This window comes from Pantoea sp. ICBG 1758, from assembly GCF_002928325.1.
GTDB classification, from domain to species: domain Bacteria; phylum Pseudomonadota; class Gammaproteobacteria; order Enterobacterales; family Enterobacteriaceae; genus Pantoea; species Pantoea eucrina.
On sequence record NZ_POWL01000001.1, the window covers coordinates 1810277 to 1825068 of the forward strand.

Annotated in this window: 16 protein-coding genes and 4 tRNA genes; 14 read left to right on the forward strand and 6 right to left on the reverse strand. The window is 54.6% G+C overall.

What is annotated here, in order from left to right:
- Positions 1-257 precede the first annotated feature (257 nt).
- On the forward strand, positions 258-1046 hold the full coding sequence (locus C1Y41_RS08710; RefSeq protein ID WP_094111922.1) for a formate/nitrite transporter family protein: 789 nt from the start codon (positions 258-260) through the stop codon (positions 1044-1046).
- Positions 1047-1156: 110 nt separating this feature from the next.
- Complete coding sequence (locus C1Y41_RS08715) at positions 1157-1510, forward strand: YfeC-like transcriptional regulator (RefSeq protein WP_039379424.1); 354 nt, start codon at positions 1157-1159, stop codon at positions 1508-1510.
- Positions 1511-1587: 77 nt separating this feature from the next.
- Here the strand turns inward: C1Y41_RS08715 and gltX are convergent, their stop codons facing one another.
- Both gltX and C1Y41_RS19895 read right to left on the reverse strand, forming a co-directional pair.
- On the reverse strand, positions 1588-3009 hold the full coding sequence (gltX, locus tag C1Y41_RS08720) for a glutamate--tRNA ligase (RefSeq protein ID WP_071668079.1): 1422 nt from the start codon (positions 3007-3009) through the stop codon (positions 1588-1590).
- Positions 2999-3277, reverse strand: coding sequence for a hypothetical protein (locus tag C1Y41_RS19895; protein ID WP_146065232.1), 279 nt, complete (start codon positions 3275-3277; stop codon positions 2999-3001). Before C1Y41_RS19895 ends, gltX begins: the two co-directional genes overlap by 11 nt.
- Positions 3278-3282: 5 nt before the next feature.
- Between C1Y41_RS19895 and C1Y41_RS08725 the strand changes: the two genes are divergently transcribed.
- The 5 genes from C1Y41_RS08725 to C1Y41_RS08745 all read left to right on the forward strand — a co-directional run bounded on the left by C1Y41_RS08725 (position 3283) and on the right by C1Y41_RS08745 (position 4220).
- Positions 3283-3358 (forward strand) — tRNA-Val (locus C1Y41_RS08725).
- 45 nt (positions 3359-3403) lie between these two features.
- Positions 3404-3479 (forward strand) — tRNA-Val (locus C1Y41_RS08730).
- 38 nt (positions 3480-3517) lie between these two features.
- Positions 3518-3593 (forward strand) — tRNA-Val (locus tag C1Y41_RS08735).
- 4 nt (positions 3594-3597) lie between these two features.
- Positions 3598-3673: transfer RNA gene (locus tag C1Y41_RS08740), tRNA-Lys, on the forward strand.
- 211 nt (positions 3674-3884) lie between these two features.
- Positions 3885-4220, forward strand: a complete 336-nt coding sequence (locus C1Y41_RS08745; RefSeq protein ID WP_039379428.1) for a FlxA-like family protein — start codon at positions 3885-3887, stop codon at positions 4218-4220.
- Here C1Y41_RS08745 and C1Y41_RS08750 read toward each other — a convergent pair.
- Complete coding sequence (locus C1Y41_RS08750) at positions 4217-5137, reverse strand: LysR family transcriptional regulator (protein WP_104085258.1); 921 nt, start codon at positions 5135-5137, stop codon at positions 4217-4219. The two genes, C1Y41_RS08745 and C1Y41_RS08750, sit on opposite strands and share 4 nt — an antisense overlap.
- A 99-nt stretch (positions 5138-5236) precedes the next feature.
- Between C1Y41_RS08750 and C1Y41_RS08755 the strand changes: the two genes are divergently transcribed.
- Positions 5237-6235, forward strand: coding sequence for a bile acid:sodium symporter family protein (locus tag C1Y41_RS08755; RefSeq protein ID WP_039379433.1), 999 nt, complete (start codon positions 5237-5239; stop codon positions 6233-6235).
- A 26-nt stretch (positions 6236-6261) separates the two neighbouring features.
- Here C1Y41_RS08755 and C1Y41_RS08760 read toward each other — a convergent pair whose 3' ends face one another.
- The 3 genes from C1Y41_RS08760 to zipA all read right to left on the reverse strand — a co-directional run bounded on the left by C1Y41_RS08760 (position 6262) and on the right by zipA (position 9617).
- Complete coding sequence (locus tag C1Y41_RS08760; protein WP_071668082.1) at positions 6262-6483, reverse strand: DUF3820 family protein; 222 nt, start codon at positions 6481-6483, stop codon at positions 6262-6264.
- Between the two features lies 1 nt (position 6484).
- Positions 6485-8503 (reverse strand): NAD-dependent DNA ligase LigA, encoded by a 2019-nt coding sequence (gene ligA, locus C1Y41_RS08765; protein ID WP_039379437.1) that lies wholly within the window; start codon positions 8501-8503, stop codon positions 6485-6487.
- Between the two features lie 100 nt (positions 8504-8603).
- On the reverse strand, positions 8604-9617 hold the full coding sequence (gene zipA / locus C1Y41_RS08770; RefSeq protein ID WP_104085259.1) for a cell division protein ZipA: 1014 nt from the start codon (positions 9615-9617) through the stop codon (positions 8604-8606).
- A gap of 217 nt (positions 9618-9834) precedes the next feature.
- Between zipA and cysZ the strand changes: the two genes are divergently transcribed.
- From cysZ to crr, 6 genes are all read left to right on the forward strand, one after another.
- Entirely contained in the window at positions 9835-10593 is a 759-nt protein-coding gene (gene cysZ / locus C1Y41_RS08775) for a sulfate transporter CysZ (protein ID WP_039379442.1), read from the forward strand.
- Positions 10594-10735: 142 nt separating this feature from the next.
- A complete protein-coding gene (cysK, locus tag C1Y41_RS08780; protein WP_039379445.1) occupies positions 10736-11707 on the forward strand; it encodes a cysteine synthase A in 972 nt (323 codons plus the stop codon).
- A gap of 16 nt (positions 11708-11723) precedes the next feature.
- A complete protein-coding gene (locus C1Y41_RS08785) occupies positions 11724-11918 on the forward strand; it encodes a hypothetical protein (protein ID WP_039379447.1) in 195 nt (64 codons plus the stop codon).
- A gap of 180 nt (positions 11919-12098) precedes the next feature.
- Positions 12099-12356, forward strand: coding sequence for a phosphocarrier protein Hpr (gene ptsH / locus C1Y41_RS08790; protein ID WP_007889063.1), 258 nt, complete (start codon positions 12099-12101; stop codon positions 12354-12356).
- Between the two features lie 157 nt (positions 12357-12513).
- Positions 12514-14241 carry a phosphoenolpyruvate-protein phosphotransferase PtsI gene (gene ptsI / locus C1Y41_RS08795; RefSeq protein WP_039379450.1) on the forward strand — a complete coding sequence of 576 codons (1728 nt, stop codon included), beginning with the start codon at positions 12514-12516 and terminating at the stop codon, positions 14239-14241.
- Positions 14242-14283: 42 nt separating this feature from the next.
- Positions 14284-14787, forward strand: coding sequence for a PTS glucose transporter subunit IIA (crr, locus tag C1Y41_RS08800; protein ID WP_039379452.1), 504 nt, complete (start codon positions 14284-14286; stop codon positions 14785-14787).
- Positions 14788-14792 lie beyond the last annotated feature (5 nt).

Below are 14792 nucleotides of genomic sequence, written 5' to 3' on the forward strand. Positions count from 1 at the left end.
TGCAATCGCTGAAAAAGACGGCAAACCCGTGTTGTAGTGACCTTTTTTTCGCCACTTATGCTCCTCCTGCTGCTGATGGTGGCCAAAAAGCAGCGCGCTGGCGGGTTAAATTCAGGTTAAAGATGTTAGCGCCAGGCTTGTTTTCGTTAATGGTCCGTGTAAAACTTCGCACGCTAATTAACCGGTTGACCTGCCAGGGTTAGCTCCTTAATAACCGGTAAAATCATCCCTTTGTTTAATAAAAGAAAAAGAGAATTATGTCACTACATACTCCTAAAGAGATCGCCCAGCTGGCGATTCAGGCTGGCGTGGCTAAAAGCCGCCTGCCCGTTTCAACCTTATTAATCCTTGGCTTTATGGCTGGTGCCTTTATCGCTACCGGCTTCCTGCTTGATCTGCACGTCATTAACCAGCTGCCTGCTGAATGGGGCTCATTCTCAAGCTTTCTGGGCGCTGCCGTATTCCCGGTCGGTCTGATTCTGACCGTGCTGGCTGGCGGTGAGCTGCTGACGGGCAATATGATGACGCTGCCGGTGGCGTGGTTTGCCCGCCGTATCAGCGCTTTGAGCGTCCTGCGTAACTGGTTCTGGGTTACGGTTGCGAACTTTATTGGTAGCGTCGCCGTCGCCTGGTTCTTTGGGCATATGCTGGGCATGACGGAAGGTGACTACCTGAAAAAAACCGTTGCGATTGCGCACGCTAAAGTCAGCGCCGATTTCCTGCATGCCTTTATCTCTGGCGTGGGCTGTAACTGGCTGGTCTGCCTGGCGGTATGGCTGGCGTTTGCCAGTAAAGATATGGTGGGCAAAATCATGGGGATGTGGTTCCCGGTGATGGCGTTCGTGGCCATTGGTTTCCAGCACGTCGTGGCGAACATGTTTATTGTGCCGGCGGCTATCTTTGCGGGTCAGATGAGCTGGGCCGAGTTTGCGCCTAACGTAATTGCCGTGTTCCTTGGCAACGCCGTAGGGGGAGCTATCTTCGTCGGTCTGACCTATTTCCTGGCGTTCCGCCCTGAACAGGCAGTTGCTCGCGAAGCCTCGTAACCTATTAATGTCTTTTATTGGTCGTAAAAAGCATTTTCTGTCCGGATTACTTTTCCCAGTAACGTTTTGTTGTAATATGTAGAGCTAATGTATTCAACAGGGACAGCATCGTGAAAAAGGAATGGCTAACCCCCGAAGAGCTCGCGCTTGAAACGGGCTACAGTCGGCAGACGGTGAACAAATGGATCAAACGCGAAAACTGGACCACCACGCCTAAGCCCGGCGTACAGGGCGGCAAAGCGCGTTTGATCCATATCGATGAGCGGGTGAAAAGCTTTATTCAGTCCACCCGCCACGCGAGTGAACCGGCAGCGAATTACGCCGCTCAGCAGAATACGTTACCTGCGTTATTAATAAATTCTGTCCAGCAAATGACGCAGACAGAACAGGACCAGCTCGCCGCCCTGTTACTGCGTGAAGGGATCCGCGGTGTTCTGGAAAGGCTGGGTATTCAGGATGCATAAAAAAGCCGGAGGCAATTGCTTCCGGCTTTTTTGTTGTACCTGATAACGCTCCCGCGGCGTGCGAGAGCGATAAGCTATCAGGCGTTAGCTTCGCGCTCAGCAATGAATGCCAGCGCTTTATCAATCCGCGCAACGCTGCGGCTGCGGCCAATCGCTTCCACGGTCACATCCAGCGCCGGCGACTGCCCTGCTCCGGTAACGGCAACACGCAGCGGCATGCCCACTTTCCCCATACCCAGCTCAAGTTCATCCGCCGCGCTCTGAATCGCATGGTGAATCTGCTCTGCATTCCAGTCGCTGTCGCTCAGTGCAGCCAGCTTGTCACGCACCCGCTCCAGCGGCTGACGCGCAACCGGACGCAGATGCTTCTTCGCGGCATCCGCATCAAAGGCGTCAAACTCTTCATAGAAGTAGCGGCAGGAAGCGGCAATCTCCACCAGCGTTTTGCAGCGGTCGCCCAGCAGCGTCACCAGTTTTGCCAGTTCAGGCCCGGTGCGGGTATCGATCTGCTGCTGTTCAATGTGCCACTGCAGATGCGTCGCCACATACTCTGGCGGCAGCGTAGTAATATAGTGGTGATTCAGCCACTGCAGTTTTTCAGTGTTGAAAGCGCTGGCTGATTTGCTGACCGCATCCAGCGTAAACAGCGATTTCATCTCAGGAATGCTGAAGATCTCCTGATCGCCATGAGACCAGCCCAGACGAACCAGATAATTAAGCAGCGCCTCCGGCAGATAGCCATCGTCGCGATACTGCATCACGCCTACCGCGCCGTGACGCTTGGAGAGTTTTTTACCATCATCACCGAGGATCATGGAGACGTGCGCATAGACAGGAACCTGCGCGCCAATCGCTTTCAGAATGTTGATCTGACGCGGTGTGTTATTGATGTGATCTTCACCACGGATAACGTGCGTGATCCCCATGTCCCAGTCATCCACCACTACGCAGAAGTTGTAGGTCGGTGAACCATCGGTACGACGAATGATCAGGTCGTCCAGCTCCTGATTGCTGAATTCAATCGGGCCGCGGATCTGATCGTCAAAGATGACAGAGCCATCCTGCGGATTACGGAAACGGACCACGCACGGCTCATCAGCAGCGTGATGTTCATGGCTGTCGCGGCAGCGACCGTCATAGCGTGGCTTTTCACCGTTAGCCATCTGCTCTTCACGCAGTGCATCAAGACGCTCGCGGGAGCAGTAGCACCTGTAGGCGGTGCCCGCTTCCAGCATCTCATCAATGACGTCGTTATAGCGGTCAAAACGTTTGGTCTGATAGTAAGGACCTTCATCCCAGTCAAGGCTCAGCCAGTTCATACCATCCATAATGGCTTCGATCGCTTCCGGCGTGGAGCGCTCCAGGTCAGTGTCCTCAATACGCAGGACAAACTCGCCTTCGTAATGACGTGCAAAAAGCCAGGAGTAAAGCGCGGTGCGGGCGCCTCCAACGTGCAGATAGCCGGTCGGGCTGGGGGCGAAGCGGGTTTTAATTTTCATTCAGCATTGCCTTAGATGCGCAGGTTTTCTTGTCTGGATGACAAAAAAACGGGTTAACGCGAAAAAACAGTGCGCACATTCTAGCAGGTGGAGATGATTCCTCAATCACTCTCACCGCCGCTGCCGTAGCGCAAACGGCTTTTTCTGCTAATAAAACCAGCACATTGGCTAAAACCCCTTCAGGATGACTATTTTTAAAGCGAACAAACATTTTAATTTTAAAAAGCGTTGACTCACTTCGAAGGATCCCTATAATGCGACTCCACACAGCGGGGGTGATTAGCTCAGTTGGTAGAGCATCTCCCTTACAAGGAGGGGGTCGGCGGTTCGAACCCGTCATCACCCACCACTCTTAAGGTGGCCCGCAGTGAACAGGTAGTAAGAGATAAGATATGGGTGATTAGCTCAGTTGGTAGAGCATCTCCCTTACAAGGAGGGGGTCGGCGGTTCGAACCCGTCATCACCCACCATATCTTAGCCAGACAGCCTGTTAAAGAAGTACCGAAGTGGGTGATTAGCTCAGTTGGTAGAGCATCTCCCTTACAAGGAGGGGGTCGGCGGTTCGAACCCGTCATCACCCACCACTTCGGGTCGTTAGCTCAGTTGGTAGAGCAGTTGACTTTTAATCAATTGGTCGCAGGTTCGAATCCTGCACGACCCACCAAATTCAGAAAAAAGCGCCCTATGGGCGCTTTTTTTGTTTCTTTTGGGCGGCATTAATGCCGCCCCTACAAATAAGCCGCTCTGCTCGCACCTGTAGGGGTCGCATTTATGCGGCCCTGAAATCAGCGCGGCCCTCAACATTCCAGGTTGCACGCCTGAAGCCTTTACTTCTGCTGCCGATAACCTTCAGAGTTTATGGCAAGGAGAAAATGATGACGACAATATCAGGTATCAGCACTATCGGGGCCGGGGGCAGCAGCGGAGGCGGGGCAGCCTCTGAGATTGCCGCTATTAATAAACAGATCGCCGCTATTACCAGCCAGCTCAAATCTCTGGCGGACAATCATACGCTGACGCAGGAGCAAAAATCAGAACAGCAGCAGATGCTGGAGAGCCAGATCCAGATGCTCTATGCACAGATTGCTCAGATTCAGCAGCGCGAAGCGGAAAAGGCAGAACAGCAGCAGCAGACTGAACAGCCGGTGAGCGCCCGGGCGGATGGCATTAACCGGCCAACGCCAGACAACCAGCTCGACGTCTATATCTAAAACGCCGGATAGAGTGAGCGAGTCTGCGTCAGCAGCTCAGCCTGCTGACGCACTTCCTGCCAGACCGCCTCCGCAGCGGGCGTAAGCGAACGGTTTTTACGTTTGATCAGCATCAGACTGCGGTTCATCTCCGGATAAAGCCGGCGTACCACCAGCTTACGTCCCGAAGGCAGCGGCAGCGCCAGCGCCGGCAAAATGCTGATGCCGATGCCCGCTTCTACCATCGGATAGAGGGTGGCCGGATGACCAATCTCCTGTACCACATTCACACTGACAGCGAGCTGCTGCAGTATCGCGTCCACCAGCATCCGGCTGCCTGAGGCGTAGTCCTGCAGTACCATATTGCGATCTGTCAGCATCGCCCAGGTAACGCTCTCGGTTTGTGCCAGCGCATCATTCTGGTGACAGAGCAGCAGGAAAGGCTCCTGCAGGATCTCTTCGGCGTCAAACTCTGCGTCACCCAGCGGGCCAATCACAATCCCGAAATCAACTTCCGCATTACGCACGCTGTGCAACACGGCCTGCTGCACCCTGTCGTGCAGGATCACGCGGATATCGGGATAGTGCTGCTGCGTGCTGGCCAGACATTGCGGCATCAGATGCGCAGAGGGCGTCTGACTGGCCGCAACCCGTACCGTCCCGCTGCGCTGCTCGCCGTAACTGCGCACATCCAGCAGCGTGGTATTCAGCTCTTCCAGCAGGCGCGTCAGCCGGGTTGCCAGCTGCTGCCCTGCCCCGGTGAGTAATACTTCACGCGTCGTGCGGTCCAGCAGGCGCACGCCTATTTCCGCCTCCAGCTCTTTCACGCTATGGCTTACCGCCGACTGGCTTAACCCTATCAGCTGCCCCGCCTGGCTAAAGCTTCCCTGTCGGGCAACAGCAACAAAAGTACGCAGCTGGCGTAACGTATAATTCATCGATTCTGCTCATAGATTAATGCAATAAATCAATTTTATTTCTAAACGCGCTTAGCGCACAATCTCTGCCAGACTTTTTCTTTTAACCGGACGTTAACAATGGGCTTTTTACGACTCGATCCAATGATGATCAAACTCATCATTACCGTACTGCTGGCCAGCTTTCTGCCGGCACGCGGCGGTTTTGTCGACTTTTTTGAATACCTCACCACTGCCGCTATCGCCCTGCTCTTCTTTATGCACGGTGCCAAACTGTCGCGCGAGAAGATTATTGCCGGCAGCAGCCACTGGCGTCTGCATCTGTGGATTATGTGCAGCACGTTTGTGATTTTTCCGGCGCTCGGGCTGCTGCTGGTCTGGTGGCACCCGGTTAACGTCGGGCCTGAAATCTATACCGGCTTCCTCTACCTCTGCATTCTGCCTGCCACCGTACAATCCTCTATCGCCTTTACCTCTATGGCAGGCGGGAATGTTGCGGCGGCGGTCTGCGCTGCGTCCGCCTCCAGCCTGCTGGGCGTGTTTATTTCCCCTCTGCTGGTCAATCTGGTAATGAACGTACACAGTGCGGCGCCGGGTAACGGCCTGGAGCAGATTGGTAAGATTGTGATGCAGCTGCTGGTGCCGTTTGTTGTCGGTCATCTCTCCCGCCGCTGGATCGGCGGCTGGGTGGAAAAGCATCGCAGCCTGATTGGCAAAACCGATCAAACCTCGATTCTGCTGGTTGTCTATTCAGCCTTTAGTGAAGCGGTGGTAAATGGCATCTGGCATCGCGTTGGCGTCGATACCCTGCTGTGGATTCTGGCAGGCAGCCTGCTGCTGCTGCTGATTGCGCTGGCAATCAATATTGGTGCCTCACGGCTGTTTGGTTTCAGCCGGGCTGATGAGATTGTGGTGCTGTTCTGCGGTTCGAAAAAGAGCCTGGCGAACGGCGTGCCGATGGCTAATATTCTTTTCCCGGCCAGTGCGGTAGGCATTATTGTGCTGCCGCTGATGATCTTTCATCAGGTACAGCTGATGATCTGCTCGTTCATTGCTCAGCGCTATAAAGCAGGTAATGAAAAGCGGCTGGCGCAGCAGCCAGAGGTACAGAAGTCATAAAAAACGGCCCGCGCAAGCGGGCTTTTTTATTGCGGGGGGCGCCTGAGCGGTGCGATCAGCCCCTGCAGCCCCTCAATTTTAATCGCCAGCGTCAGCTGCATCAGCTCACCCAGCGTACCCGCCGGAAACGCATTTTTGCGCGCAAACCAGAGCAGGTACTCTTCCGGCAGATCGATCAGCAGCCGGCCCTGATATTTACCAAACGGCATCACCGTGCTGGCGATAGCCAGCAGCTGCTGTTTCTCCATATTATGCGTCCAGCAGGCGGATCATCTCCGCTTCGTCAATAACCGGAATACCCAGCTCCTGGGCCTTCGCCAGCTTGGAGCCCGCCGCTTCGCCGGCGATCAGCAGATCGGTTTTCTTTGATACGCTGCCGCTGACTTTGGCGCCCAGCGCGGCAAGACGCGCTTTCGCATCATCGCGATTCATCTGCGACAGAGAGCCGGTAAGCACCACCGTTTTACCGGCAAAGGGACTGTCGATCTCTTCTGCTTTGATCACCGCGACGGCAGGCCAGTGAATGCCGATCTCTTCTGTCAGCTCGCGGATCACCTCACGGTTGCTCTCTTCTTCCATAAAATTGCGGACGTGAGCGGCAACAACCTTACCCACATCCGGCACGGCAATCAGCGCATCGAGATCGGCATTCATCACCCGCTCCAGCTCGCCAAAGTGACGGGCGAGGTTAGCTGCCGTGGCTTCACCCACCTCGCGGATCCCCAGCGCATACAGGAACCGCGGCAGCGTCGTCAGTTTAGCTTTTTCGAGTGCGGCCACCACGTTTTGTGCCGATTTCGGCCCCATGCGATCCAGTCCGGTCAGTTTACCGGCCGTCAGGCGAAACAGATCGGCTGGCGTTTTCACATACTCTTTCTCAACCAGCTGATCGATGATTTTATCTCCCATGCCATCCACATCCATGGCGCGACGCGAGACAAAATGCTTAAGCGCCTCTTTACGCTGGGCACCGCAGATCAGCCCTCCGGTACAGCGCGTTACCGCTTCACCCTCTACCCGCTCCACGTCAGAGCCACACACCGGGCAGTGCTGCGGAAACACAATTTCACGCGCGTCAGCCGGCCGGTCAGACTCTACCACGCTGACCACCTGCGGGATCACGTCGCCAGCGCGGCGAATCGCTACCCGGTCGCCGATGCGCAGGCCGAGACGGGCGATCTCATCGGCGTTATGCAGAGTGGCATTACTTACCATGACGCCTGCGACCTGCACGGGTTCGAGACGCGCTACTGGCGTAATGGCCCCGGTGCGTCCGACCTGAAACTCAACGTCGCGCACCACGGTCAGCTGCTCCTGTGCCGGGAATTTGAAGGCGATCGCCCAGCGCGGCGCGCGCGCCACAAAACCGAGCCGCTCCTGCAGCGCCTGTGAATCGACTTTGATTACCACGCCGTCGATATCAAACCCGAGTTTAGGCCGCTCCTGCTCAATATGATGATAAAACGCCAGCGCTTCATCAGCGGTATGAACCCGTTTGATCCGCTCACTGACCGGTAAACCCCAGGCTTTAAACTGCTGCAGGCGTTCCCAGTGGCTGGCCGGGATCTCGCCGCCCTCCAGCAGGCCAAAGCCGTAGCAGAAGAAGGTTAGCGGGCGTCTGGCGGTGATGCGGGGATCGAGCTGACGCAGTGAGCCGGCTGCCGCATTGCGCGGATTCGCAAAGACTTTGCCACCGGTACGCCGCGCTTCCTCATTGAGCTTTTCAAACCCGCTTTCAGTCATAAACACTTCACCGCGCACTTCCAGCCGCGCCGGGATATTATCGCCCCGCAGCCGCAGCGGGATCGCCCGGACGGTGCGCACGTTAGCGGTGATATTTTCGCCGGTTGTGCCGTCGCCGCGGGTAGCGGCCCGCACCAGTAAGCCGTTTTCATACAGCAGGCTGACCGCCAGACCATCAAGTTTGAGTTCACAGCAGTAGGTCAGCTCATCGCTGCTCTTAAGCCGATCCTGTACGCGTTTGTTAAAGGCGCGGAACCCTGCCTCATCAAAGGTGTTATCCAGCGACAGCATCGGCACTTCATGCCGCACCTGCTCAAAAGCGGTCAGCGGCGCCGCGCCGACCCGCTGCGTAGGTGAGTCGGGGGTAATCAGATCGGGATGCGCACGCTCCAGCTCGCGCAGCTGATTCATCAGCCGGTCATATTCAGCATCCGGGACTTCCGGCGCATCCATCACGTGGTAGAGATACTCATGATGACGCAGCGTGGTACTGAGCGCTGCGATCTGCTCCTGAACTGATTTCATAGTGTTTATCCGATAAAAAACCCCCGGCTGGCGGGGGTTGAGAGTGACTCTGTTTCACGCTGCAAATGGCGGGCGCAAACATGTAATACTGCCGTAGCGGTTAGCCGCCAACCACCTCGCGAATGCGGGCTTTGTAAGTCTCAAGCTTCTGCGGCGTCATCATGCGACGCTCGTCATCCAGCACCACGCCGCCGACGTCATCGGCAATACGCTGGGCTGACTGCAGCATCAGCTTAAAGTTCTGATGCGCGTCGCCGTAGGATGGCACCATCATAAACATCGAGACGCCAGGTGTCGTGAAGTCGCCCATGGTGTCAGGGTTGAAGGAACCCGGCTTCACCATGTTAGCAAGACTGAACAGAACAGGGCCGCTGCCGGCCGGACTCAGATGGCGGTGAAAAATGTTCATCTCGCCAAACTGGAAACCCGCCTGTAACACGCCCTGCAGCAGCGCTTCACCGTTGAGCGCACCGCCTGCATGAGCGGCAACGTGCAGAACCAGTACCGTCTCTTTTTTACTGCCAGGCGCTGCAGGCTGCGGTTCCTGCGGGGCTGGCGTCGCTTCACGCTCAGGTATGGCTTCAGGCTCAGGTGCAGCGCTGAATTCCGGAGCGGGCTGTGCCGCTGGAAGAGGTTCGTTATCCAGCAGCGGATCGGCCTGTACCGGTGCAGGCTGCGGTTTCGCAACCGGCTGCGGCGCAGCAGGCTGCTGCACAGGCGGCGGAGAAACAGGCTGCTGCGGCGCGGAGTGCGCAGGCGCAGGCGCAGGCTTGCTGTCCAGCAGCGGATCGCCCGTCAGCGGGGTTTCATGCTGTGTGAAAGGCTGGCGTGCCGGCTCCGGCGCTCGCGGCGCGGCCGGTTTGGCTGGCGGCGCGGTGAACACAGGTTCATTACTGTCGTCATGCTGACGATGGACGCGCACTTCACCGACGCCATCCTCTTCATCACTCAGCAGATCGTCATCCGCGTCATCGCGCTGTTTGAGACGTTTGTGCGGGCGATCGCGAAATACGGACGAACGCTCTTTACGACTGGTCCACAGTCCGTGAAGAAGCAGCGCTATTATGGCGATCGCGCCAACAACGATTAATATCAGACGCAAATCCTGCATCATTGTATTCTCTGTTGTTCCAATACCTTGCCACCACGGCAAACTTTATCCTCTAACTGTATTTGCCCTGCTACACAAGTGCAAGTCTGCGCACTATTTTCTGACAAATAAGATAGCCAGCCGACGCTTTTTCGCTGTTTTTTCGCACAAAGCAGGCCAGCTCACCGGGAAAAGCCAGGGTATGATGTTGATGCCGCTACTTACAGGAGAAAGGCTTGTTATGCCCGCAGAGAATTCAGTCTCATCATTTAATGGTCTTCACTACTTTGCCCGCGGCTGGAACCTGGTGCATATGCGGGGGATCCGCCGCTATGTCATTGTGCCGCTGCTGGTGAATGTGCTGCTGCTCGGCGGCGCGTTTTACTGGCTGTTCCGGCGGCTGGGAGAGTGGATCCCTCAGCTGCTTTCACACGTGCCCGACTGGCTGCAGTGGCTGAGCTATCTCATCTGGCCGCTCTCAGTGATTTCAATCGTGCTGGTGTTTGGCTATTTTTTTTCCACGCTCGCCAACCTGATTGCCGCTCCCTTTTGCGGCCTGCTGGCTGAACAGCTGGAGGGACAACTCACCGGCAGGCCGCTGCCTGACAGTGGCTGGATGGGCCTGCTTAAAGATCTGCCGCGCATTATGAAACGTGAACTGCAGAAGCTGGGTTACTACCTGCCGCGTGCGCTGGGCCTGCTGCTGCTCTATTTTATCCCTGGCTTTGGTCAGATAGTGGCGCCGGTATTGTGGTTTCTGTTCAGCGCATGGATGCTTTCTGTCCAGTACTGCGACTATCCGTTTGACAACCATAAGGTCAGCTTTCCGCATATGCGCACTGCCCTGCGGCGGCATAAAGTCGCCAATATGCAGTTTGGCGCGATGGTCAGCCTGTTTACCATGATACCCATTCTGAATCTGGTGATTATGCCGGTGGCCGTATGCGGGGCGACCGCGATGTGGGTCGATCGCTATCGTGCTGATTTAGCTCGTCATTAACCGCAGCGATCCAGGCTTATGCATTTTTCCGCACGGCTTATGGTCAGGGGCTATATAGATATACTATTTCTTTCCTTCCGCGCGGAGACAGAACAGGTATCCTCAAAGGGTTCCCAATATTTCATACAGTTAAGGACGGGCAATGAGTAAGATCTACGAAGACAACTCGCTGACAATTGGTCATACGCCGCTGGTTCGACTGAACCGCATCGGTAACGGACGTATTCTGGCGAAGGTCGAGTCGCGTAACCCGAGCTTCAGCATCAAGTGCCGTATCGGTGCCAATATGATTTGGGATGCAGAAAAACGCGGAATTCTGAAGCCTGGCGTAGAACTGGTTGAGCCGACCAGCGGTAACACGGGTATCGCCCTGGCATACGTCGCCGCTGCACGCGGCTACAAGCTAACGCTGACCATGCCAGAGACGATGTCAATTGAGCGTCGTAAGCTGCTGAAAGCGCTGGGTGCCAATCTGGTGCTGACCGAAGGGCCAAAAGGCATGAAAGGCGCCATCGCCAAAGCGGAAGAGATTGTTGCCAGCGATCCGGATAAGTATGTTCTGCTGCAGCAGTTCAGCAACCCGGCTAACCCGGAGATTCATGAAAAAACCACCGGGCCGGAAATCTGGGAAGACACCGATGGCGAAGTTGATGTCTTTATTGCCGGTGTAGGAACCGGCGGCACCCTGACCGGCGTAAGTCGCTATATCAAGAATACCAAAGGCAAAAAAGAGCTAATTACCGTGGCGGTAGAACCTACCGACTCGCCGGTTATCGCACAGGCGATGGCGGGTGAAGAGATCAAACCGGGTCCGCATAAAATTCAGGGCATCGGCGCAGGCTTCATTCCCGGTAACCTTGATCTGCAGCTGGTCGATCGGGTTATTGCCATCACCAACGATGAAGCGATCAGCACGGCGCGTCAGCTGATGGAAGAAGAAGGTATTCTTGCCGGCATCTCATCGGGTGCGGCGGTGGCTGCTGCGCTGAAGCTGCAGGAAGATGAAGCCTTCGCAAACAAGAATATTGTAGTGATCCTGCCCTCTTCCGGCGAACGCTATCTCAGCACCGCACTCTTTGCCGATCTGTTCACGGAAAAAGAGCTGCAGCAGTAATCGTCAAAGTCTTAAAGTGTCGAAAAAAGCACCCCTCCGGGTGCTTTTTTGTGGCGCAGATCTCACTTTCATCACCGGGCAGATTGATTTCAGTGATGCCGCTCTGGTATTTAAGCTGCCAATTATTTCGGTGCCTGAAATTAATCTGCCCTTGAAGTGGATCAAGCTGAATCGATTTACTGATTTGGCGAAATGGCGAATCACGGCATAATTAACCCGGTGACGAACAAACGCAGTTGTTGATCCGTCATTGCAAAAATGGCTTATTCATCAGAGCGTCCTTTTCTGGTCAGCATGATGCCATACCAGCGTACCTACACAGGCTAAAGTTACGGCTCCAGGCTAGACTTTAGATCCATAACACCAAACCTGAAAAAGTTGGGGAAATAGCATGTTCCAGCAAGAAGTTACCATTACCGCACCAAACGGTCTGCACACGCGTCCTGCTGCACAGTTCGTCAAAGAAGCTAAGGCGTTCCAGTCAGAAATCACTGTGACTTCCAACGGCAAATCTGCCAGCGCAAAAAGCCTGTTTAAGCTGCAGACGCTGGGTCTGACCCAGGGAACCGTAGTCACGCTCTCTGCTGAAGGTGAAGATGAGCAGCAGGCAGTTGAACATCTGGTTAAGCTGATGGCCGAGCTCGAGTAACTTCGCGCGGTCACCACCAAATCGACTCCTTTGCCCCATTGAGTGCAACTATCTTGATCGCGGACAACCTGTCCGCGATATCGCTTCACTAGAGTACTGCTCCACGACAATGGCAATGCATCGGGTCAACGAGCCATCGTGATAAAAAGGTAGGGTTATGATTTCAGGCATTTTAGCATCACCGGGTATCGCTTTCGGCAAAGCACTGCTGCTGAAAGAAGATGAGATCGTCATCAACCGTAAAAAGATTACAGACGACCAGGTTGATCAGGAAGTTCAGCGCTTCCTTGATGGACGTAGCAAAGCAGCAGAACAGCTTCAGGCGATCTGCGTCAAAGCCGGTGAAACCTTCGGTGAAGAGAAAGCGGCGATCTTTGAAGGTCACATCATGCTGCTGGAAGACGAAGAGCTTGAGCAGGAAATCATTGACCTGATTAAAAAAGATCATGTCACCGCTGACGCTGCGGCTCACTCTGTGGTTGAAGGCCAGGCTAAAGCGCTGGAAGAGCTCGATGATGAGTATCTGAAAGAGCGCGCAGCTGACGTACGTGATATCGGTAAGCGCCTGCTGCAGAACATTCTTGGCCTGCATATGGTCGATCTCGGCTCTATTGCTGAAGAAGCGATTCTGGTCGCAAAAGATCTGACTCCATCAGAGACTGCGCAGCTTAACCTGAAAAAGGTGCTGGGCTTTATCACCGATCTGGGTGGACGCACCTCGCACACCTCAATCATGGCGCGCTCGCTGGAACTGCCTGCGATTGTCGGCACCGGTAGCGTGACTACCACCGTTAAAAACGGTGATTTTCTGATTCTGGATGGCGTAAACAATAAAATTTATGTCAATCCAACTGAAGCGGAACAGGAAGAGCTGAAAGCGATTCAGACTCAGTACCTTTCTGAGAAACATGAGCTGGCCAAGCTGAAAGATCTGCCTGCCATTACGCTGGATGGTCATCAGGTTGAAGTCTGCGCCAACATCGGTACCGTTCGCGACGTGGCGGGTGCAGAGCGTAATGGTGCAGAAGGCGTGGGCCTCTATCGTACCGAATTCCTGTTTATGGACCGTGATTCGCTGCCTTCAGAAGAGGAGCAGTTCCAGGCCTATAAAGCCGTCGCAGAGGCCGTAGGTTCTCAGGCGGTTATCGTGCGCACGATGGATATCGGCGGCGATAAAGATCTGCCTTACATGAACCTCCCGAAAGAAGAGAACCCGTTCCTCGGCTGGCGTGCAATTCGTATCGCAATGGATCGTAAAGAGATCCTGCATGCCCAGCTGCGCGCCATTCTGCGCGCCTCCTCTTTTGGCAAGCTGCGTATCATGTTCCCGATGATTATTTCGGTGGAAGAAGTACGCTTCCTGAAAGCGGAGCTGGAGACCCTGAAAGCGCAGCTGCGTGAAGAGGGCAAAGCCTTTGATGAGTCCATTGAAGTGGGCATCATGGTGGAAACCCCGGCTTCAGCCGTTATCGCCCGTCATCTGGCGAAAGAAGTCGACTTCTTTAGTATTGGGACAAATGACCTGACGCAGTATACTCTGGCGGTCGATCGTGGTAATGATTTGATTTCACACCTCTATAACCCAATGACGCCATCTGTACTTGGCCTCATTAAGCAAGTGATCGACGCATCACATGCCGAAGGGAAATGGACCGGCATGTGTGGTGAGCTGGCGGGTGATGAACGTGCTACACTACTGTTACTGGGAATGGGGCTGGACGAATTCAGCATGAGTGCCATTTCGATCCCGAGCATCAAGAAAATCATTCGTAATACCAATTACGAAGATGCTAAGGCTCTGGCAGAGCAGGCTCTGGCTCAACCCACAGCGGAAGATTTGATGAATCTGGTCAACAAGTTCATTAAAGAAAAAACGCTCTGCTGATCCACGTGATGCTGGCCCCAAAATACTGCTTAGGAGAAGATCATGGGTTTGTTTTCTAAACTTTTTGGCGAAAAATCAGAGAGCGCGTCAGGGACTATCGATATCGTTGCGCCTCTGTCAGGCGAAATTGTCAATATTGAAGACGTACCTGATGTCGTGTTTGCTGAGAAAATCGTGGGCGATGGTATCGCAATCAAACCGACTGGCAACAAAATGGTTGCACCGGTTGATGGTACTATCGGCAAGATTTTCGAAACTAACCACGCGTTTTCCATTGAATCAGACAACGGCATTGAGCTGTTTGTCCACTTCGGTATCGATACGGTAGAGCTGAAAGGTGAAGGCTTCAAACGTATCGCCGAAGAAGGTCAGAAAGTGAAAAAAGGCGACGTTGTGATCGAGTTCGATCTGCCGCTGCTGGAAGAGAAAGCGAAATCCACGCTGACACCGGTTGTGATCTCGAATATGGATGAGATCAAAGATCTGACCAAGCTTTCCGGTCAGGTAACCGTTGGCGAAACGCCGGTTATTCGTATCAAAAAATAACGGAC